Origin of the sequence: Flavobacterium arcticum, assembly GCF_003344925.1 — a bacterium.
GTDB classification, from domain to species: domain Bacteria; phylum Bacteroidota; class Bacteroidia; order Flavobacteriales; family Flavobacteriaceae; genus Flavobacterium; species Flavobacterium arcticum.
In genome coordinates this window covers 2,862,814-2,884,851 of the sequence record NZ_CP031188.1, presented here as the reverse complement: position 1 = coordinate 2,884,851, position 22,038 = coordinate 2,862,814, and the positions used below count along the sequence as shown (strand labels likewise).

Sequence of the window (22,038 nt, the reverse complement as noted above, 5' to 3'; positions counted from 1 at the left end):
TTTTTATAAAAAAGTTAAACAAATATACTTTATTAAATAATACTACTTTAATTTTTTCACAAAAACTTATGATTATCTGTCTCTTAGATTCTGTTTTAGTGTTATTTCCTGTTATATCGGCTACTATTTGTTATTAAATTGTATTATGGTGTTAATAAAAGCTAAACCCTTAATAACTAATGTTTTTTTTATCGAAATAAAGTGTATTTTTGCAGCTTCAAAAAAAGAGAGAATGACGCCCATTAGAAACATTGCGATTATTGCACACGTTGACCACGGTAAGACTACATTGGTTGACAAAATCATGTACCACTGCCAATTGTTCCGTGAAAACGAGAATACTGGTGATCTTATCCTAGATAATAATGACCTAGAACGCGAGCGTGGTATAACCATTACTTCGAAAAACGTTTCGGTTACGTATAAAGGTACTAAAATTAATATTATAGATACCCCTGGTCACGCCGATTTTGGAGGAGAGGTAGAGCGTGTACTTAACATGGCCGATGGTGTTTGCCTTTTGGTTGATGCTTTTGAAGGACCAATGCCCCAAACGCGTTTTGTACTGCAAAAAGCGATTGACCTTGGACTTAAACCATGTGTTGTTGTAAATAAGGTAGATAAAGAAAACTGTACTCCAGAAGAAGTACATGAAAAAGTATTTGACCTTATGTTTGAATTAGGTGCGGAAGAATGGCAGCTTGATTTCCCTACTGTTTACGGTTCGGCAAAACAAAACTGGATGTCAACCGACTGGAAAGACAAAACTGAAAACATAGAACCATTACTTGATATGGTTATAGAGCATGTACCTGCACCAAAAGTGTCTGAAGGTACACCACAAATGCTTATTACATCACTTGACTTTTCTAGCTTTACAGGTCGTATCGCTATTGGTCGCCTTCAAAGAGGTATACTAAAAGAAGGTATGAACATATCATTAGTAAAACGTGATGGTAAAATAATAAAATCTAAAATAAAAGAACTTCACACTTTTGAAGGGCTTGGTCGTTTAAAAGTTAGCGAGGTAGTAGCTGGAGATATTTGTGCTATTGTAGGTCTTGAAGGTTTTGAAATTGGCGATACTGTTGCCGATGCTGAAAACCCAGAGGCACTTACTTCTATTGCTATTGATGAGCCTACTATGAGTATGCTTTTCACTATTAACGATTCTCCATTCTTTGGTAAAGAAGGTAAATTTGTTACTTCTCGACATATTAAAGATAGATTAACTAAAGAACTTGAAAAAAATCTTGCTCTTCGTCTAGGCGAAACTAATAGTGCAGATAAATTCATGGTATTTGGTCGTGGTGTATTGCACTTATCTGTACTTATAGAAACTATGAGAAGAGAGGGGTATGAACTACAAATAGGTCAGCCACAGGTTATTATTAAAGAAGTTGACGGTAAAAAATGTGAGCCAGTTGAAGAGCTTACTATCGATTTACCTGAAAACCTATCTGGTCGTGCAGTAGAGTTTGTAACACTACGAAAAGGAGAAATGCTAAGTATGGAGCCTAAGGGTGAACGTATGATAGTAAAATTCCTTATCCCATCGCGTGGTATTATAGGGTTAAGAAACCAGTTGCTTACTGCTACAGCAGGTGAAGCTATCATGACACACCGTTTCTTAGAGTATCAGCCATTTAAAGGTGAGATACCAGGACGTATGAGTGGTTCACTTATATCTATGGAGAATGGTAAAGCAATTCCTTACTCTATTGATAAATTACAAGATAGAGGTAAATTCTTTGTAGATCCTAATGAGGATATTTATGAAGGACAGGTTATTGGAGAAAACTCTCGTGGTGATGATATGACGGTTAACGTAACTAAAACTAAAAAGTTAAGTAACGTACGTTCGTCAGGAGCTGATGATAAAGCGAAGATTGTACCAGCTATTAAATTCTCTCTAGAAGAAGCATTAGAATATATACAAAAAGATGAATATGTAGAGGTAACACCTACAAAACTTCGTTTACGTAAAATATACCTTAATGAAACTGATAGAAAACGTTTTAAAATAGCATAACTTTTAGTTCAAGCATTGATATAAAAAATTCCCTTACATTATTATGTAAGGGAATTTTTTTATAGGATTATTTTTAAGATGCTTTTTCTTGCTGTTTATTATTGATTCTTTCCTTGTCAGCTTCTAATATTTTAAGTACTTTATCGACATAATTATCATTATCGATATTTTCAAGATTAATTTTATCAGTAATTAAATCGTCTAGAGCATTTGTTGTTAGTATGTTATAATCTTTTTCAATTTTAGAACTTAATTCTTTGTTTAGATCATTATCCAAATTATATATACCTTCTGAATTTTTTAGCATGACTCTCCTAAATGTTTCAGGAAATAAATCTAGTTTTAAAATTTCTTCATAATCACATTCTTTTATGTAATTATAATGTTTTTCAACCTGACTTTTGATATTTTGTAATTTTTCATCGACAACTTCTAAAAGAGCAGAAACCCTGTATAAGTCTCTGTTAATAATATTTGGTATATTTTCCTCCCTTTTATAAAACAAAGTATGAGATATCTCAGCCCAAATATGTTCTGATAATGTCCTAATTTGGACTTCTATTTTTTTTTCTGAATGATTTCTCCAATCAGGAACTGTTAACCATTCTTCTTTTATTTTTAAAATTAGATGAGTAGAATTGTACCCAAATTTATCAGGACTTTGTTCATCTTTTAGAACTTTACTATTAAGTAATTCAAACTCACTAGATAGTAAGTCAATGATATCTTTTTTATATTCTGGAAATAATAAAACTATTCTCAATCCAACTAGATCATTGATTTCAGTAATTGTCTTTTTAACTGTAAACCTTCCTGATGATAGCTTTTCTTGTATTGATGATAATTGTTTTTTCCTACCATAAATATTAAAAGCAATAGGTATGTTTTTTTCAATGAGCAATTTTTCAATAGTACGTTTTATTTCTTTGAAAAAATCGGTGTAATCATTTTCTATTTCATGATATTCTTTTTCAATATTCATAAAGTAATTTGTTTAGTTAAGATAAACTTATAAAAATTAATCTATCTCACCAAACTAAAATGTCCTTTTACCGTTCTTCCATCTTCTAGGCTAATAATATACCAATAGTCAGTAGCGGGTAGTTTTCGTCCATTATAAATACCATCCCAGCCAAGTCCTTTTGGGTTTACACCCGCCAAAAATTTACCATACCGGTCAAGAATATAAACACGACTTTTCGCATAAATTTCGGCACTAATACCTATTATTTGCCAAGTTTCGTTTACACCATCACCATTAGGAGTAAAAAATTTAGGAATAGCTAGTACTGATATGTCTTGTTCTACTATACCACAACCATTAGTATCATATACATATACAGTATGTAGTCCAGGTTCTACATCCTCAAAAAAGTTTGATGCTACAAATGGACCATTAGGTAAGTCAATACTGTATAGATATGTAGTGTTTACTCCACCTGTAGGCGAAGCCAATACAGTTACTGTATTATTGTCTACAAGATCTGTAACAATAATATCATCTATAATTGCCACATCAGATGGTGTTACGGTAATAGTACGTAATTTTCCGCAACCATTTATATTAGTTACCATTACGGTATAAATACCTGCTTCATTGACCTGTATAGACCTCGTTGTCGCTCCTGTAGACCATAAGTAACTAAATCCTGGCGGATTACCTGTTACCCCGCTAGTAAGCAGTATATAGTCTTGTGTGTTGTTGCATACTATAGCTTCATCTTCAATGGCAATATCAGGCAGGGCATATACTACAAGCTGAATTTCTTGTAACAGTGTACAATCGTTATTATTCTCTATACGGGCATATACACTTTGCTCATAAGGTGTTGTGTTGCTATACTCACTACTTATAGGGTTTTGTTCTAACAGTGCATCAGTAGCATTGGCATAATATAGTATTACGTCAGTATCATTTTCTACTCCTGCATCGCTAAGGTTAAAAGCGTGCAAACCATCTTCAGTGCCATCATCATCACAATTATCTAAAACAATAGGCGGAGTTGTATTAATATTGACTTGTAATATTAAAGGTAGTACCCTAGAGCAACCTGTTACTGTATTGGTTATTTTAGCAGTAATTGTTTGCGGATTTTCTGTATTAGTATATGCTCCTGTAATATTATTTGTATCGGCAGTAGCATTAGCATCATTAACATAATAGGTTACTACAAGATTAGTATCGCCAGCAGTAAAGAAGTTGTTAGCCTCTTCTAAATTAAATTGGGTAATACCATCAGGATTTATCCCTAAGTCACATTGTATTAGTGCTACATTATTTATAATAGAAGGTAATGGGTTAACTATTAATGTAATAGGTTCTATTGCAAAACACTCGGCAAAAGTATTGTTTACCACACGTGCATAAATAATTTGTTCGTTTGCAGTGGTGTTATATAAGCTTTGTGGTAGTGGTGCTGTTTCTGCTTCGGCATTTGCTTGTGTTGTGTAGTAAACAGTAGTAAAGTTATCAGTATCCTGCACTAATGCTGCTGTAACCTCGGCAAGGTTAAAAGTTGCCTGTCCGTTAGTATCATCACCATCAGTGGCATCATCACATATACTATAACTACTATCATTAAAAGCAGGAGTGTTAGTTACATTTATTTCAAATGATGTAGTGTCATAACAGCTTGTGTTATTCCTATTTTGTACTCTTACATATAGTGTTTGCGGATTTGAAGTATTCGTGTAAGATGCAGCATTTATTGCCGCAGTATTAGCGTCGGCATCTTCTTGCGTTTCAAAATACCTTACGTCATATCCTGTAGGGTTTTGCGCACCAAGAATGTCATTGTTATTATCGGTAAGGTTAAAAGTAGTTACACCATTATTGTCAGGGTCGCATTCTGTTAAGGTAAGTGCAGTATTAGCAATGGGTACAGTATGAACAATTATATCTTTACTTACTATAGTTATATCATCTTCTTTTGTGATAGTTACAACTACATTATAAGTACCTGTATTTTCATAAAGGTGAGTAGGGTTCACAACATCTGATGTAGCAGTACCATCGCCAAAATCCCATTCTACCGAATCAAATTCTAAATTTACATTAAGCTCAAATTGTGTAGCTTCGCCTTCGCAATTATTAGTAGCTACAATATTTGCCGAGAGTAAAGATGTTATAAACGGAGGTAAGCCAAACCGTGCCTGCATACTTGTGGTTAGCGTAACACCGTTTGCCTGAAAATTACAGTCTAAACCGTCTGCATCAGGATCGTTAATTACATCAAGAGTATTGCCAAATGTAGAGCGATATATTTTTGCATTTGGTCCTAATTGCAAAGCGGTAGAAGTGCCTGATAAAGTTGCAATAATAATTTCAGAGGCAGGTATGTCATCTGCTTCAAGATCAAATTGATGTAGCTCTGAATTATTTCCGCTACTATCAGTAAAATATAGCTTCTTAGTTTCTGCCGAAAACTCTATTCCATATGGATTAATATTATCTTTTATAAGTATAGGATTTGATACTATTCCTGTAGCGTTATCAAAATCATAAAGATATACTGAGCCATTTCCAATAGCTTGCCCCTGTACAGTACCGTTTTGCTGATGCACAATAGCTAGTTTCTGACTGTCGGGTGATGCTTTAAGGTAACCAATGGCATTTCTTCTATAACCATTAGTAATAATTAAAGGTTCTATTTGTGTAACTATAGGTATTTCGTTTACACCTGTACTCGTTACCTCAAAAGCATAAAATTTATCTACAAACTGTGTAAGAACCCAAAATCCTGTTGCTGATGCATTTTTTACGGCTGTAATTTTTTCAGAGCATTGATATTTAATTTGTTCTGAATCGTCAGCGTCATAGGTTACTAAATGGACATTGCGGGTTGTAACATCGCCAATACTACCATTAGTTCCTGTAACAGATAAATCTACAATAGAATAATTAAATCCATTATTAAAACCATCGTCATCGTTAGGTATTGTTCCTGTAGCTCCACCATTTTCTATATAAGTATCTGTAAACTGGTCAGGATAGCTGTCCGCATTCTGATGATGTGGCTCATCTACAGTAAAAATATAGTAAATGTTAGGGTCTCCTTTTTTAGGAACTATAATACCAGACTGTGTGCTTGAAGGGTCGCCATTAAGCCCTGTTCCAGCAGCATAATTACCATTTGGCATTAACACATGGTTCTTATCCCATACATTACGCCCATCGGTGTAAAACAATAGGTTACCTAATGGGTCTGATAGTGTGCTGCAGCCTTCATTAGTGGTCATAGCACTACCTGCAAGCGGTACCACAGTACCGTTTTCAAGAAACTCTATACCAGCATTGTTGCCAAAAAACCAGTTGTTAGCCTCACCTTGTGCTAAGGATGAAAATGAGAAGAAAAGCAATAAAAAAACAGTAAAATACTTCATAAGAAAAAGTTGGGACTCCAAAATTAACAAATTGTAGTTATAAAATATTTGCTAAAGCGTTAATTGTTAGTTTTGAATTAGTATTCTACGCTAATGATTTAGAATTTACCTTAAAAGTGAAAAATGGCTTTTAATAACTCGTCCGTTATTAAACTCTAGTTTAAACCAATAATCTGTAGCAGGTAAGTTATGACCATTATATGTACCATCCCATCCTTTTTGCTTGCCTAAATAACTTTTAACCATTTTACCATAGCGATCAAAAATAGTTACTCTTGCATCTGGAAAAAAGTATAAGAAACTTACATTCCATACTTCATTTGTACCATCTCCATTTGGAGTAAAGTATTTAGGATAGTTCAATATAGGGACTTCAAGTTCTATGGTTTTACAATTATCTTTAGATCGTATATAAATAGTGTACAAACCAGGTATTAAATTATTAAAAGTAGGAACATCTGTAAAAATTTGCCCGTTCATCGAAAACTCATAGGCTTCAGGATTTTCGTTTATTATAACTGTAATTGCGTTAACCGAAGTGGTAAAATCAACAATATTTAATGTATAATCTATTTCAGGTAAGGGAAGTATACCAATAGTAAAATATGTTACTCCGTAACCAAAACAGCCCGAAGTATTTTCGAGTCTTGCCCATATGGTTTGGTTGATATATGGTGTTGTATTTGTATAAAATCTATTAATCGGGTTTATGTCATTTTCAGCATCTTCTTGACTTGTATAATAGGTAACAACGGTGTCAGAATTTCCGTTACTTATTAAATAAGAGTTCTCTGCTAAATCAAAAAGTTGAAAACCATCTTCTTCAAAGTCACAAAGTAATAAATCTTGTGGTTCACCTGTAGGTAATGTATAGTCTATGTTTATAGAAAAACTATCACCAGTATAACAATCAGCCATAGTGTTAGTAAGACGTATGTATATAGTTTGTGGGTTTGTTGTATTTGTAAAAGTTTCGGGATTAGCAATGGTATTCTCACCACTAGCCATATCTTCGGGTGTTAAATGATATGTAATTTCTATATCAGTTTGATTCCCAATAAATATTTCACTATACTCTGTAAGGTTAAATATTGTGGCTGCATCATCAATACCATCATCGTCGCACTTAGTAAGGTTTATATCAATACCATCAGGATTATTTATTGTAGGAGCTGGCGTTACATGTATAGTAAAAGATGCTATATCAAAACAATTTCCATTTAATACATCACTACGTGCCCATAGTTGTTCGTTCTCATAAGGTAATGTGTTTTCATATAATTCTCCAATAGCATTTGCACCATTTAGAGCATCTTCTTCGGTAGTGTAATAACTAATAACTGCATTATCATTTCCGTTAGCGACAGCATCGTTGTTAATAGATAAATCAAATTCAGCTATACCGTCATTATCGCATAAATATAAATCATCTGGAGTTCCTGCACCCGGTATAACAATAAGATTAAAGCTACTACTTGTAGAGCATTCTGCCAATGTATTAGTGATAGTAATATGAATTACTTGGGGGTTTATGTTATTAGCATACATCTCTGGTGTCGCTATTGGTGTAGTTGCGGGTATTCCATTATTATCTTCATAATAAGTAAATACTACATTTTGTTGTGTGCCTTGTAGCATAGCTTCATTTACTGTAAGGTTAAAAATAACAAGCTCATCATCAACTCCATCATTGTCACATAATGTAATATCAGGTGGTATATTATCTATTGCTACAAATTCGGGTGGTGTTATTACTGTTATAGTAAAACTGGTATAATCAACACACTCTTCTTCTGTTTTATCAAGTCTTGCCCATATTATCTCACTTGTATAGGGTGTTTCGTTCTCATAAAGTATATCTAGTTCATTTTCCTCATCTTCGGCATCTTGTTGGGTAGGGTAGTAGGTTACTACAGCATCGGTATTACCATTAGCAATGAGACCTGTATTAGTCGATAGATCAAATGTTGCGATACCATCATCGTCATCACAAATAAATAACTCTTCAGGTATTCCTGCTCCAGGTGTTACATTAAGCATAAAGGTACCCATAGTATAACATCCTGTAATAGCGTTTTCTATTTTTACATGAATAATTTGCGGATTGGGCACATTAGAATAACTTTCAGGAAAAGCGATTGGGTTTAATTCAGGTTCACCTGCTGCTATATCTTCATAGTAAGTAAATATTATATCTTCTTGATCTCCTTTTAATAGCGTTTCATTAATGGTAAGGTCAAATTCTACAGAGCCATCAGGAATACCGTCATTATCACAAAGTGTAATATTTGGTAGAGTATCATCTGGAACGTTAAAAAGGGGTATGGGAGCTACATTTATTATAAAAGAGGTAAAGTCAATACACCCTTCTTGTTCATCTTCAATTCTTACCCATATCTGTTCGCTTTGGTAAGCAAACTGGTTTTGATATGGTAGTTCTATAGCACCTATTGCATTTTGAGCATCTTCTTCTGATGTATAATAAGTTACAACTGCATTTGTATTTCCGTTAGCTATGACTGCCTCGTTAACGGATAAATCAAATTCGGCAATGCCGCTACTATTATCACAAATAATGATATCTTGAGGTATACCAATACTAGGTGGGAGAGATATTGTAAAAGTTTCGTTAGAATAGCAACCTGTTACTACATCGGTCATTTTTAGGTATATGGTTTGCGGATTGGTTTCGTTAACAAAAACTTCGGGCGACTCCATTGGGTTTTCTCCGGTAACCATATCATTTTCACTTAAGTGGTAGGTTAGAGCTACCCCCGTTTGATCATCAATAAACATATCAGCATATACTGTCAGGTCAAATGTGGTTGTTTCATCGTTAACTCCATCATCATCACACTGCACAATGTCTAGGGGTATATTGTTAGGGTTGTTAAAAACAGGGGTATCATGAAAAGTAGCTGAACCTGTCCACTCTAAAGAAAAGTTAGAAGCACCATGTGGTCTGTCTATAATTAGGTAATAAATATCGCCATCTTCTACTTCCATCCATTGAATAAATGAATTTCCATCCATTCCTGGTCCTTCAGATACATCAGTTTGTGTATCATTCATTCCTGTAGTATTATAATCCAACACTGCTGCTAATGGGTTGGTGGTAGAACAGCGTATTGTAGTACCTAAATCATAGCAAGTAACATTAGGTCCGAATATCCAAAAATCAAAATCAACAACAAGGTCGTCTATCTCTTCGGGAAAAATAGTAAAACCGAGTGTACCACCTTCTTTAATCATTATTTTAAGCCATATGCTATTGTGTTCTATGCTAGAACAGGCATTTTCGCCCAGTTCCTGTACACCAACACCTGTTGCATCGAGCCCGTAGTAATCGTGGTTACCACATACCACAATAGCATCAGGACAGTCGCTTTGCGCGTAAAGTCCTGTTGTATATAAAATGAGTAGTAATAGTACCCTAAAAATATTTTTCACGAAGAGATAGCGTTAATTTTTTTATAAATATATAAAAATTAACGCATTAGGGCAAAGTGTCCCCTTACTATTCTTCCATTTTCAAGTGTTATTATAAACCAGTAATCAGTAGCGGGTAATTTTTGACCATTTAAACTCCCATCCCATCCGATGCTATTTCCTGTAAAACCAGATATTACTTTCCCGAATCGGTCAAAAATAGTAACTTTTATTTCGGGTCTGTTAGTCATGTAAGGAATTCGCCATGTGTCATTTTCACCATCACCATTTGGGGTGAAGAATTTCGGATAGTCGAGTACAAAAATAGTATCTGTATATACAGGGTTACAACCGTTTTTATCTTTTATATATATAGTATATTCACCAGATGTTAATCCTTCAAAATATTGAGAATCTTGATACGTTAAACCATCAAGCGAATATTCATAATCTCCCAATCCTAAAGGGGTAATGGTTATTGAGTTCTTTTTTCCTCTAAAATCATGAATAACTATAGTAGCATTTATTGCAATACCCGACTGTAATACCGTATAGGTTTTACTTGCTTCGCAACCAAAATTATTGGTAACAGTAACAGTATAAATTCCGGGTTCGGTTACTGTTATTGTTTGCGTTGATTGCTCAGGAGTGGTGTCCCATTTATAAGATGTATATTGACTGCCAGGGTTAAGTATAAGTGGTGTATCATCACAAATATAAACGTCTTCGGTAGCAAAACTTTCTCCAAATGTATATATGATGAGTTCCAGTTCGGCAATGCCGTAACACTCACTACCATTATAAATACGGGCATATACCGTTTGCCCTCCTGAAACTGTATTAGTAAAACTTTCAGGGTTAGGTATTGGGTTTACGGCTTCTAAAGCATCTTCAACAGTGAGATAATATAATAACTCTAAATCATCTGGAAGTCCTTGTAATATTTCGTCATTTCTTTGATTTAAGTCTAATTCAAAAAAGCCATCATCAGTATCATCTTCATCACAACTGGCAATAGGGGTAGGGTTAGTAATACCGTTTACAGATGTTGCAAGTGTTATAATACTAATACTATGACACCCATATTGGTTTTGGACCCTTGCATATAACTCTTGGTTAGGCGTAGTGTTTTGATAAGATGTTGTACTTGTTATAACATCAATACCATTTTCGGCATTATCATAGCTTTCATAATAATTTACCCATAAATCAGTATTATCATTGGTAACAAGTGGTGTAGCTAGTTCTATGTTAAAAGTTGTAAGCCCGTCATTATTATCGTCACACTGTATAAGTGTTCGGGTTACACTTTCGGGGTTAGTAGCATATTCTATAGTTATTTCTCCATCAGACGCACACCCTGTTGTTAGCTGTACTGATACACTATATACCCCTGCCGAAGTTACTGTGTAAGTAGGGTTGGTTTCGTCTGTAAGTGCAATATCATTTTTATACCATTGATACCCTATAGCAGTATCGAAAGTAGCATCTAGTGTGAGGGTATTGCCTTCGCAAACAGGATTATCTCTTGCTAATAATCTATCTGGGCCAAGCTCTGTAATAACTTCAAAACTACCACCACCTATAAATATTGCCGAATCATATCGGTAGTTACCTTCATCGGCAATAACTAATTTAATATGATAAAGCGTGCCAGGGGTTACATTTGCCTGTGCTTGCATTACTTTAGTTTGCCCATTAAAGTTGGTAGGGTGCTCATTACCATTAAATGCATCAAAATATTCTTCATTTTGTGGACCACAGGCTCCTGGTATGTCAGGGTGTACAGAGGTTACTTTTACAGGAATATCAGTATTGGGTACGACAGCTAAATTTTGATATGGGTTATCAGTATTTGCCTCTTTTAGTAGGAAAGCAAAACCATCAGAATAACTGCATGGTGCAGTATCATGATATTCTTCTGATGATAACATATAATCGAAACTAATCTTGTTACCTAGCGGAATAAAATCAAACTCTAGTATAGTACTGTTAACTGAATTATTTATGCCAAGCGCCTGACCTAAGTCTTGGTCGCCTGGCCAACTCATACCTGCGCCATCGTCTAATAATGATGTATTAGGACCTTGTGCAGCAACTGCACTTCCTGTACTTAATACAATACCATTTTGAAAAGGGAAAGATGTACCAGTTGCCGTAAAATAGCCATAACTTTGGGCTCCTGAGTCGAAATTACCGCCCAGAACTGAAAAGTTAGAAACTGAGGCGCATGGACTGTTTACTAAAACATCTTCAACCAGTTGTTGTGCGGTATAAGTATCGTTTACCTGTATGTATTGTGCTGATGCTGATGTTGTTATTAGCGTCAATAATATGGCAGTATAATGTAGTAACCGTATTTTCATAGCGGATGCAAAGATACTACAAATCCCTCTTTTTTAATATTCTATATGACATAAAAATGAAGAAAGCAGTCCAAAAAATTGCAATTGCAAACTCATACCAATGTGTTCCGTAAAACTTTTCTGTAACAATGCCACCATTATTAAGGTTTTCTATTGCTTTATATGCTTGGAATCGTGAAACTGGTTCTTTTATTAAACTGCTTATAGACTGTAAAGGGAAAAATTGTACAATATTATTTGTAATTACGCTATCTTTTATAATCATCCATCGTAGTAATAGAAACAATAACCCTTCGACTATATACCATAAGAAGACAAATCCTATTGCGAATGCTGAGCGCTTTACTAGCATACCCGCAAAAAGACAAAAGGAGAAAAAAGCTGTCAATTTTAAAAAGTAACTGCTTATATAGCCGAGATCTGAAAATACTATAGATGCTTCGGTATAAGATGAAAAGCTATAACCCAATATAAGCGACATAAAGAATATAAATAAGGTAGAACCTAAGGCAAATACTAATACTGTAAGAAATTTAGATTGTATAAATTCCTTCTTACTCATACCATCTATAAGGTTTTGTTTTAGTGTACCATAAGTATATTCGTTAGACATCATGGAAACGACAATCAATGCAAGAAAAAATTTGAGTGTATCAGCTATATAGGTGTTAAAATGCCATATATAAGGGAAGTTAAAGATGCCTTGATCGGCAAGTCGGAAATCGATACCTATAATTTTAAAATTTACCGAAGCTAATAAGGCTATAAAAGACAGCAGGACAAAGTAGGTTATTATTAAAACTTTACTTGATGTATTTTGCCACAATTTTTGGAGTTCTATATTTAAAAGACGTTTCATATCCTGATTGGTTAGTTAGATGATTTTTTTGCAGTTAGCTGAATAAATTGTTCTTCGAGACTGTTTTTTCTGAGTAGCATATGGTTCACGCATATACCTTTTTCAAAAAGATAACGGTTTAGCGTCCCCCCTTCTAACGGGTTATTGAGGTAGACCAATAATTTGTCTTCGTTTTCTTCAATTTTTTCTATGCTGGGGTGTTGTGCTAATGCTGCTTTAAGTGCAATATTATCATCAGCTTGTAATTCAAAAAAGCCTTCATTTGCCGTCATTCCGTTTACACTACCAGTATATAGAATTTCACCTTTTCGTAAAACTACCGCATGGCTGCATACCTTTTCTACCTCGTCTAAAAGGTGAGAGGCAAGTAATATAGTAGTACCTAATAATGCTATTTGTTTTATAATATCTCTTATTTGTCGAATGCCCTGTGGGTCAAGTCCATTAGTAGGTTCGTCGAGTATCAATATTTCGGGATCATTAAGCAATGCAGAAGCTATGGCAAGACGTTGTTTCATACCAAGTGAATAGGTACGGAATTTACTGTCTTTTCTATCTAATAGTCCTACAAGCTCCAGCTTTTCATCTATTTTAGTATACTTTATCCCCTTAATATCACATACTAGTTTTAGGTTTTGATATGCAGTCATATAAGGGTAAAAGTTAGGACGTTCTATAATAGCTCCTACTTTTTTTAGTGCCTCATGAGTGTCGGTTGTACCACCAAACCAGCTATAGCTACCCGAGGTTTTATTTACAACGTTTAGTATAATGCCTAATGTAGTCGATTTACCGCTACCATTAGGTCCTAATATGCCATATACATTGCCTTTTTTTATTTCGAAGGAGATATTTTTTACAGCGTGTACTTTTCCGTACCTCTTGTCGAGGTTGTTGATGCTTAATATGGTTTCCAAGATATGAGGAATTAAGGTTTGTTACTTATTTTGACGATAAGATACTGGTATTGTTACGAAAAAAGAGACAAACTTTACTTTTTAGTAGTAAAACACTACTCATAAGGTGCAACGACAGGTTTACCAATTCGGAAATTAGGTAGTGAAATATCGGTATTTTTAAAGGTATTGGTTTTAAAAATATTATCGCCTTCTCCTGGTATGGTTGGGTAAAATGCAAGCGAAAGTTGAATACTATTAAAAACGAGGTAATCGTTATATATAAGTAACCCTACACCAATTTTACTATATACTTTACTTTCAAAAAGGGTGCGTGTTTTATTGCCAATAACCCCCATGGTAAAACTGGCAAATGGATTGAGACGGAAACCCGAAATATTCCAAGGCGAATAAGATTGTGTTTGCAACGTGAGGAGTGCTTTTTTTGTGCCCACTATTGTCCTGTTGTTAAAGCCATGTATACCGTTTTCCTCATTAATGTTTAAAAGGTCAGTTATTATAGGTTGGCGGTTGTCGCCAAATACTAGTGTTGGTTTTATAAAATGCCTAAAACGCCAATTTCCCCAGTTTTTTATATTACTGAAGTATAGCATATCAAAACGTAGCACAGTTTCTTCTGTTTTTCCTTTATAAAAGAAAGCTCCTACTTGGGCATTAATACTTAAAAACCCCCACTTGAAGTAATCTCCAAAAGCATAACGACCGCCAAAATAAAAACGATGCTCTTTATTTTTATCTTGAACACCAAATGTACTAGAATATACACGTCCTACAGGTACATCCTCTACAATATCATAATTAAAGAGATACCTGTCTTGAACGAATTTTCGAGAGGTTATACCTATACTGGCAAGGTATAACCTTTCTTTAGTATAATAGCCTATAGAGTCATATGCTACAGAAGGCGACTCGTTGTATGTTTTGTTAAAAAACCTCCCCGTAGTTACTAAGTTTGTAGTACGGTATTCTTCGTTATCTCTTTTAAATATTTTAAATGAGTGACCTGTCCAATAATCTTGTACTTGCGATTTTTGGTTTTGGCGTTCCCATTCATATTGGGCATTTGGCAATGAGTCGCGCACTAATCGTTCTTCAAAATAAACACCACCTGCCCAACGCGTAATGGGTGAGAAAAAAACACGTTGTAATCCTAAACTTTTTAGAGAATTTTCAGTCTCTAAAGTTTGATAGTTTAGCTCTGCATCAATAAAGGTGTTTTTTATATTAGATATTTTGTATCGTGCCAAATAAGAAGTTTCGCCTGTATTTATATTTTTATCAATATTGTTAGCAAACTGATGCCCCCAACCTAAAAAATTACGTTCAGTAACCTCTATATTAGTACCAGAGCCTGATGCTGAGATATTTGGTGTAAGACTCCAAGAGTCTAGTACACGAACATATACATCTACAGAGTCTTTACTACTTGGTATAGGTACAGGTTTTATTATTACTCTACGCGCATAACGTTGAGAACGTATTAAACGCTCTGACTCCTTAACGAGTAATGAGTCTAAACGTTCGTTTTTTTTAAATAATAATCTATTCCTTATCGTAAATTCTTTCGTTTTTATATGCACTGAGTTCCCAGACCTTTCAATCCACTTTCTAGGTTTACGGGTAGTGTCTGATACGGAATAACCAAATGGGTCTAGCGTTTCTATTTGTATATTTCTAATAACCCTACCTTCATACTTTTTGTATAAATCCTCTATTTCGGTAATGTAGTTTTTAGATTGTTTTCTATGGTTACTCGATACAGACTTAAATATGAGTTTATGTAATACTTTAGTAAACTTACTTTTTTTAGAGTAGTTTTCTATTTCTTTATATACTTCTTGTTGTTGCTTACCTTTTATAGTGTCATTTTTTTTTGGTTTGTCTTGCGCAGCAGCTAAGCCAATTCCAAAAAATAGCAGTAATAACAGTAATTTTATTCTAACATGCATTTTCTCCTCCTCTTGTTATTCTATTTTAATGCTAAATAACGCTAAATATAGTATTTTACTATATGCTTTATAGTACTGTTAACAAAAAAGAGGCTATATAGCCTCTTTTTTGTGTTGTCTAATTAATGTATTAGCTCTTTTCTTCTTTATTAAAATAAACGAGGTAGTAATACATTTGCTTTTCTTCATCCCAGCCTTTTTCTACAAATTTCTCTGCACTTTCTGGGTTTACAAAGTCCATTTTTATTTGAATATTAGTATCCAAATTTATCACATTCTTCATTTTCTTGCGCGCATCGGTAACCGCTGCATTAGCAATAGGGAAGTTAGTAACATCTTCAATACTATATTTTGGCGATTTTTCTGTTTTATAATGCTTAAATTCAGGAATAAGGTCAGGGTTGTCTAGTACCTCATTCAAGAAATTAGTTTCTTCAAACTCATCGTTCTTAGCAAAATAATTTACAGAACGATTCATGAACATTACCTCTTCTTTTTTATCCTCAGCGGGGAGTACTACATCTTTTGCAAAATCCTGAACAAACTTCATGTATTTTTTAGTCATAAAGTTTTCGTCCTGAAATGCATCTACAGATAAGAAGTGCTCTAACCAATAGCGTGCATCATAACGGTTGCTATCTATAGTAAGTATTTTGTAACCTTCTTCTTTTTTATAATTAAAAATAAGGCAACCTTTATCTAGTTTGTTAAGGTTAATACCTTGCTGCAATATCATTTCTAGATGCGAACCTTTTTCTTCAAACTGAAGAAAGTCGGTTTTTATTTCACTTTTAAAAACACCAATGGCATCAGTTACATTATTATCAATACTCACATTAGTAAGGTAAGCAACATATACTTCACCATTTTTAATGTGTGGGTGGTTTGATTGCTCAAAAAGATGCTTGGTTATATTTTTAGAAATCTCATGTGCATTACCTGGGTTTTCAAACATTTCTGTAGCCAGTTTGTACATATCATGATAGTCTAAATCTACATCATGAGCAAACTGAAAATAATTTTCTTCTTTATCTCTAAAAGGCTTAAAAAAGTATTCTTTTAATAAAGGTACAATTTCGTCATTAAGGCCATAAGGCTGTTCTGAAAGAAATATAGCTTCGTTTCGACTTTTATTACCCACCCTGTGCACTGATAGGGTTTCGATATGTGTATTAAAAAGGTTGATCATTTTTTAATAAAGGTTCTTAGCTATTTATCTGCTAAGCTTTTTTAGTTGTTAGTTCCAATTTCCGTCATCAAGAAAGCTATCATCGCTAAACATGTCTAGATCATCTTCATCATAATCATCGTCAAATTCGCTAAAGCTATCATTCTCATCTCCACTAAAGTCTTTTTCAGGAGCATTAGCAGGCATTTCGCCATGCGAGAATAAAAGGTCTGGGTAGCTAGCTCCATTTTCAGGCTCTTCTATAGCACCAAGCTCTATCAAAAATGTCCACATGTTTAGAAAATCATACACATAAATTATTTTAGTGTTATCATTATCTAAAATATTGCTTAGTTGATAGTCAGCCATTGTTTTTTGTTCCCCAGGTACATCACCCGTGTCAAAGAACGGAATTTCCTCTTCCTGTGTCCACTCATCATCACAAGTATAAAAAGAGGCAATTTCCAGTCCGTCAAAACCAAAAGCATTTACAATGGCATTGTGCAAATCTTCCAGTGTATCCTCTTCGTTTATAGCAATATCCCTAAAAATATCCTCTTCCGCATCGAGTATCACTCTGAATTTGTAAATCATAAATCTGTTATTTTTTTAAAGGTCAAAGGTAAACCATTAATTCGGAAATTTACTTTTTGGATTTTTAGAATTTTTAGATATAGTTTTTTATAAAGTACTCTTTTTAAATTTCAATTTACTTGTTAGGGTTGTCGCTTAGCTTGAGATAACCAATATGTAATTCATCTTCTATTATTGCTGTGGTAGGTGTTATTTTTATAGTATATAATTCTTGTAGGTGAGGGAGTAGTATGTCTTGTACGTGGTGTAAGTCATCGGCATCAAGTGCATATTTATCATCTATATGAGATACTGCACCTTTAAAACCATAATGTTTATAAAAAGTAGATGTCTTAACTTTTTTAACAGCTTCGCCCATTGTTTGTGCTATGACAAGTTTTTTATAATGATATTCTTCAAAATCATTAGGTTTATAGCCACCCATATTTATAAAGAAAAGTTTTTCATTTTTCGCTTCGGTTGTTTTAGCTGTAATATTAATAGTATAATTATCTACTTGTGTAATTTCGCGCCAAGCATCTATATGTAGCCTGCCACCATCAGCCCAAAAAGTATACATATCGGGTATAAGCTCTTCTATAGAACGCCCTATCCCGAAAAAAATATCGTGTTGCTCTGTAAGTCTTCCTTTAGGCGTACAGCCCAGTAAAACCATATATAATTTTAAATTTGTTTCCATGCAGAACAAATATAAATCAAAAAAATAGTAATAAAATTAGCGCTAAAATGTTTTTTGGTTCAGTTTTTGAAAATGTTTTAGTCTAAACAATAAAATTTTAAAACATGAGAAAAATATTTTTACTTTTATCAGTGGTCGGAACACTTGCTTTTACATCTTGCGATAATGATGATGATATATATGTAGATACTGATACTATTGGCGAGACAATACAGTTAAACAGTGTAAATCTTACTTTTGATAATGCTACAGGACGTTATCAGTTATTATACCCATTAGATCCAGTTATATACGATTCAGATGCTGTATTGGTATATAGATTTGTAAACGACGATGGGTTTATTGCTAAACAACTAATTCCGAGAACACTTTATATAGGAGGTCCTGATGAGGTTGATTATGATTTTAATTATACATCTCAAGATGTGCTTATTTATGCCGATGCAAATTTTGACTTGAGTACGGCTCCAGAATTTATATACAATCAAACATTTCAAATAATCATTTTACCTTCTGATTTTTCTTCGAATATAGATGTAAACGATTATGATGCAGTTATGAGTGCACTTAATGCTGGAGGTAACCAGGAAGTTCGGGTTATTGAAACACGATAATTATTTATTATTATAAAAAACAAAGGGATATGTTTATAAACATATCCCTTTGTTTTTTTCTAGCAAATTATTGCAGTAAGTTCATTTTACGCATTAGCAGTTTTTGTCCATTCGTTAGCTCTTTCTTTAGCTACATTTATTGTTTTGTCTGCATTTTTAACTTCTTTTTCTGCTTTTTTGTGTAATGTGTTGAGCTTTCCTTCTAGGTTATCTTTAGCCTCCTCTACATGTTTTCTAAAAGCTGTTTTTTTAGCATTTCTTCTCGAAATAAATATTGCGGCTGTTGCTAAGGCTGCTGCTCCGGCAGCAATACCTGCTATTAATGCTCTATTACTCATAATTAGTGTTTTTATGTTATAATGCTAAATTAATGAATAAGTGTTTAAGAAGTGTTTTTATTGTGTAATGTTTAACAAATATGCGTTTTGTTGGGTTATTTTGTATTTTATTTAACGTTTTAAGGCGTTTGGTAAAGTATGTGTAATGCTGTTATTTATTAATTTTATAGATATATAAAACGTAAATATGTATTTTTCTGTTAATTAGTATGTTATGTTTTTAAGGGATGCAAAGTATATAGATATAACATGAAAGAATAAAAATTATTATTTCAAGAATAAGTGATGTTAAGGTCTTAAATATTGTTTTTGATAGGGGTGTTTTGTTTTCTAAATGTATTTATCTTAAAAAACACCCTATCAAAATAGGGGTATTTTATATTTTGAATATATATTTTGTATATTTGCAAAGTATTTAAACAACTAATAACAAATAAATATACAGTTTCATGTCTACATTACGTTTTCAGGCTTTAAAAGAAATCGCTGGCAGAAAGCCGGTTGAGGTTGAAGAACTTGACAGAAAGTCAACTATTTTTGGGAGTAACGTGTTCAATGATAAATCGATGCGCCAATTTTTAACGCCAGAAGCATACAAGGCGGTAAGAAACGCAGTACAGCATGGAAAAAAAATAGACCGTAAACTGGCAGATTATATCTCTATGGGTATGAAAGAGTGGGCACTTTCTAAAGGTGTTACTCATTATACACACTGGTTTCAGCCACTTACAGGAACTACTGCAGAGAAACATGATGCATTTTTTGAAACAATGCCTGATGGTAGTGAACCTGTAGAGAAATTTGGCGGAAGCCAACTAGTACAGCAAGAGCCAGATGCTTCTAGTTTTCCTAATGGAGGTATTAGAAATACGTTTGAAGCACGTGGTTATACAGCATGGGATCCTACATCACCAGCATTTATATTTGGTACAACATTATGTATCCCTACGGTATTTGTATCATATACAGGGGAAGCATTAGATTATAAAACACCATTACTTAGAGCATTAGCCTCTATAGATGAAGCTGCTACAGACGTATGCCGTTATTTTGATAAAAATGTTAAAAAGGTAACAGCTACCTTAGGGTGGGAGCAAGAGTACTTTCTTATAGATGTTGCTTTGGCTAATTCAAGACCCGATATTACTCTTACAGGGCGTACGCTTTTAGGGCATACATCGGCAAAAGGACAACAATTAGACGACCATTACTTTGGATCTATACCTACTAGGGCGCTTAATTATATGAGAGATTTAGAAAATGAGTGTATGCTATTAGGTATACCTGTTAAAACTCGTCATAACGAAGTTGCTCCAAACCAGTTTGAGCTTGCACCAATATTTGAAGAAGCTAACCTTGCAGTTGACCATAATTCACTTATTATGGATGTGATGCAAAAAGTTGCTGAACGTCATTATTTCAAAGTATTACTACATGAAAAACCATTTAAAGGTGTAAACGGTTCTGGTAAACACAACAACTGGTCTTTAGCTACAGATACAGGAATTAACCTGTTAGGACCTGGTAAAACACCAATGAGTAACCTACAGTTTCTTACCTTTTTTATAAATACAATAAAAGCGGTTCATACTAATGAGGAGTTGATGCGTGCTGGTATTGCAACAGCATCAAACGACCATAGACTAGGAGCTAACGAAGCCCCACCAGCTATTATATCTGTATTTATAGGTGAGCAACTTACAAGAGTGCTAGAAGGACTTGAAAATGTATCTTCGGGCAAACTTTCGCCACAAGAAAAAACAGATTTAAAATTAAATGTAGTAGGTAAAATTCCAGATGTATTGTTAGATAATACTGATAGAAACAGAACTTCGCCATTTGCCTTTACAGGAAATAAATTTGAATTTAGAGCAGTGGGCTCAACAGCTAACTGTGCCAATGCAATGACTATTGTTAATGCTATTGTTGCAAAACAGCTAAAAGACTTTAAGAAAGAAGTTGATGCGCTAATTGCCGATAAAGGCATGAAAAAAGATGATGCTATATTTAATGTTTTAAGAGAGTACATTAAAGAAACAAAAGCTATTCTTTTTGAAGGTGACGGTTATAGCGAAGAGTGGGAAGTAGAAGCTGCAAAACGCGGACTTAGTAACCACAAAACGACACCAACGGCACTTAAAGCAAAGGTTTCTAAAAAGACTTTAGACTTATTTGAAGAGCTAAACATAATGAACCATATAGAAATGGAAGCTCGTTATGAAATAGAACTTGAAGAATATGCTAAAAAAATACAAATAGAAGGTAGAGTGTTAGGCGACATTGCTCGCAATCACGTAGTACCAACAGCTATTCGTTATCAAAATATTCTTATTGAGAACGTAAAAGGACTCAAAGAAATATTTGGAAAAGACCATGAAACAGTAGGAAGACAGCAAATAGCACTTATAAAAGAAATTTCAGAGCACATTGCAGGTATCAATATTAAAGTTGAGGCTATGACAGAGGAGCGCAAAAAAGCCAATGAACTTGAAACAGCAGATGAAATGGCAGTAGCTTATTGTGATAAGGTAAAACCTTATTTTGATACTATCAGAAACCACTGTGATAAACTAGAACTTTTGGTTGATGATGAAATTTGGACACTTACTAAATACAGAGAATTACTTTTCACGAAGTAATACATAAATAATTTAGATATACAGAAGCCCGCCATTTATGGCGGGCTTCTTGCATACTACAAGCAAACGTT

General features: G+C 34.0%; 14 protein-coding genes. 3 read left to right on the top strand and 11 right to left on the bottom strand.

Features of this window, described 5'->3' with window-relative positions; genetic code table 11:
* Positions 1-232: 232 nt before the first annotated feature.
* A complete protein-coding gene (typA, locus tag DVK85_RS13025; RefSeq protein ID WP_114679068.1) occupies positions 233-2,032 on the top strand; it encodes a translational GTPase TypA in 1,800 nt (599 codons plus the stop codon).
* Positions 2,033-2,105: 73 nt separating this feature from the next.
* Here the strand turns inward: typA and DVK85_RS13020 are convergent, their stop codons facing one another.
* The 10 genes from DVK85_RS13020 to DVK85_RS12975 all read right to left on the bottom strand — a co-directional run bounded on the left by DVK85_RS13020 (position 2,106) and on the right by DVK85_RS12975 (position 18,376).
* Positions 2,106-3,014 (bottom strand): GTP pyrophosphokinase, encoded by a 909-nt coding sequence (locus DVK85_RS13020; RefSeq protein WP_114678859.1) that lies wholly within the window; start codon positions 3,012-3,014, stop codon positions 2,106-2,108.
* Positions 3,015-3,055: 41 nt separating this feature from the next.
* Positions 3,056-6,415, bottom strand: a complete 3,360-nt coding sequence (locus DVK85_RS13015) for a T9SS type B sorting domain-containing protein (protein WP_114678858.1) — start codon at positions 6,413-6,415, stop codon at positions 3,056-3,058.
* Positions 6,416-6,520: 105 nt separating this feature from the next.
* Positions 6,521-9,865, bottom strand: coding sequence for a T9SS type B sorting domain-containing protein (locus DVK85_RS13010; protein ID WP_114678857.1), 3,345 nt, complete (start codon positions 9,863-9,865; stop codon positions 6,521-6,523).
* A gap of 38 nt (positions 9,866-9,903) precedes the next feature.
* On the bottom strand, positions 9,904-12,210 hold the full coding sequence (locus tag DVK85_RS13005) for a T9SS type B sorting domain-containing protein (RefSeq protein WP_114678856.1): 2,307 nt from the start codon (positions 12,208-12,210) through the stop codon (positions 9,904-9,906).
* 16 nt (positions 12,211-12,226) lie between these two features.
* Positions 12,227-13,069, bottom strand: a complete 843-nt coding sequence (locus tag DVK85_RS13000) for an ABC transporter permease (RefSeq protein ID WP_114678855.1) — start codon at positions 13,067-13,069, stop codon at positions 12,227-12,229.
* Positions 13,070-13,080: 11 nt separating this feature from the next.
* On the bottom strand, positions 13,081-13,986 hold the full coding sequence (locus DVK85_RS12995; RefSeq protein ID WP_114678854.1) for an ABC transporter ATP-binding protein: 906 nt from the start codon (positions 13,984-13,986) through the stop codon (positions 13,081-13,083).
* Positions 13,987-14,081: 95 nt separating this feature from the next.
* A complete protein-coding gene (locus DVK85_RS12990; RefSeq protein ID WP_114678853.1) occupies positions 14,082-15,935 on the bottom strand; it encodes a BamA/TamA family outer membrane protein in 1,854 nt (617 codons plus the stop codon).
* A gap of 130 nt (positions 15,936-16,065) precedes the next feature.
* On the bottom strand, positions 16,066-17,124 hold the full coding sequence (locus tag DVK85_RS12985) for a nucleoid-associated protein (protein WP_114678852.1): 1,059 nt from the start codon (positions 17,122-17,124) through the stop codon (positions 16,066-16,068).
* Positions 17,125-17,172: 48 nt separating this feature from the next.
* On the bottom strand, positions 17,173-17,697 hold the full coding sequence (locus tag DVK85_RS12980) for an IS1096 element passenger TnpR family protein (RefSeq protein ID WP_114678851.1): 525 nt from the start codon (positions 17,695-17,697) through the stop codon (positions 17,173-17,175).
* A gap of 115 nt (positions 17,698-17,812) precedes the next feature.
* Positions 17,813-18,376 carry a DUF1543 domain-containing protein gene (locus DVK85_RS12975; protein WP_114678850.1) on the bottom strand — a complete coding sequence of 188 codons (564 nt, stop codon included), beginning with the start codon at positions 18,374-18,376 and terminating at the stop codon, positions 17,813-17,815.
* Between the two features lie 104 nt (positions 18,377-18,480).
* On the opposite strand from DVK85_RS12975, the gene DVK85_RS12970 reads away from it, so the two are divergent.
* Positions 18,481-18,990 carry a hypothetical protein gene (locus tag DVK85_RS12970; RefSeq protein WP_114678849.1) on the top strand — a complete coding sequence of 170 codons (510 nt, stop codon included), beginning with the start codon at positions 18,481-18,483 and terminating at the stop codon, positions 18,988-18,990.
* A gap of 86 nt (positions 18,991-19,076) precedes the next feature.
* On the opposite strand, the gene DVK85_RS12965 is transcribed toward DVK85_RS12970, so the two are convergent.
* On the bottom strand, positions 19,077-19,328 hold the full coding sequence (locus tag DVK85_RS12965) for a hypothetical protein (protein WP_114678848.1): 252 nt from the start codon (positions 19,326-19,328) through the stop codon (positions 19,077-19,079).
* A 449-nt stretch (positions 19,329-19,777) separates the two neighbouring features.
* Here DVK85_RS12965 and DVK85_RS12960 point away from each other — a divergent pair, with 449 nt between their 5' ends.
* Positions 19,778-21,967, top strand: a complete 2,190-nt coding sequence (locus tag DVK85_RS12960; protein WP_114678847.1) for a glutamine synthetase III family protein — start codon at positions 19,778-19,780, stop codon at positions 21,965-21,967.
* The last annotated feature ends 71 nt before the right edge of the window (positions 21,968-22,038 follow it).

What these genes read in the sequence shown, in the direction of transcription:
- typA (WP_114679068.1), top strand. Translation starts at nt 233, where the DNA reads ATGACGCCCATTAGAAACATTGCGATTATTGCACACGTTGACCACGGT.
- DVK85_RS13020 (WP_114678859.1), bottom strand. Translation starts at nt 3,014, where the DNA reads ATGAATATTGAAAAAGAATATCATGAAATAGAAAATGATTACACCGAT.
- DVK85_RS13015 (WP_114678858.1), bottom strand. Translation starts at nt 6,415, where the DNA reads ATGAAGTATTTTACTGTTTTTTTATTGCTTTTCTTCTCATTTTCATCC.
- DVK85_RS13005 (WP_114678856.1), bottom strand. Translation starts at nt 12,210, where the DNA reads ATGAAAATACGGTTACTACATTATACTGCCATATTATTGACGCTAATA.
- DVK85_RS13000 (WP_114678855.1), bottom strand. Translation starts at nt 13,069, where the DNA reads ATGAAACGTCTTTTAAATATAGAACTCCAAAAATTGTGGCAAAATACA.
- DVK85_RS12990 (WP_114678853.1), bottom strand. Translation starts at nt 15,935, where the DNA reads ATGCATGTTAGAATAAAATTACTGTTATTACTGCTATTTTTTGGAATT.
- DVK85_RS12985 (WP_114678852.1), bottom strand. Translation starts at nt 17,124, where the DNA reads ATGATCAACCTTTTTAATACACATATCGAAACCCTATCAGTGCACAGG.
- DVK85_RS12980 (WP_114678851.1), bottom strand. Translation starts at nt 17,697, where the DNA reads ATGATTTACAAATTCAGAGTGATACTCGATGCGGAAGAGGATATTTTT.
- DVK85_RS12975 (WP_114678850.1), bottom strand. Translation starts at nt 18,376, where the DNA reads ATGGAAACAAATTTAAAATTATATATGGTTTTACTGGGCTGTACGCCT.
- DVK85_RS12970 (WP_114678849.1), top strand. Translation starts at nt 18,481, where the DNA reads ATGAGAAAAATATTTTTACTTTTATCAGTGGTCGGAACACTTGCTTTT.
- DVK85_RS12965 (WP_114678848.1), bottom strand. Translation starts at nt 19,328, where the DNA reads ATGAGTAATAGAGCATTAATAGCAGGTATTGCTGCCGGAGCAGCAGCC.
- DVK85_RS12960 (WP_114678847.1), top strand. Translation starts at nt 19,778, where the DNA reads ATGTCTACATTACGTTTTCAGGCTTTAAAAGAAATCGCTGGCAGAAAG.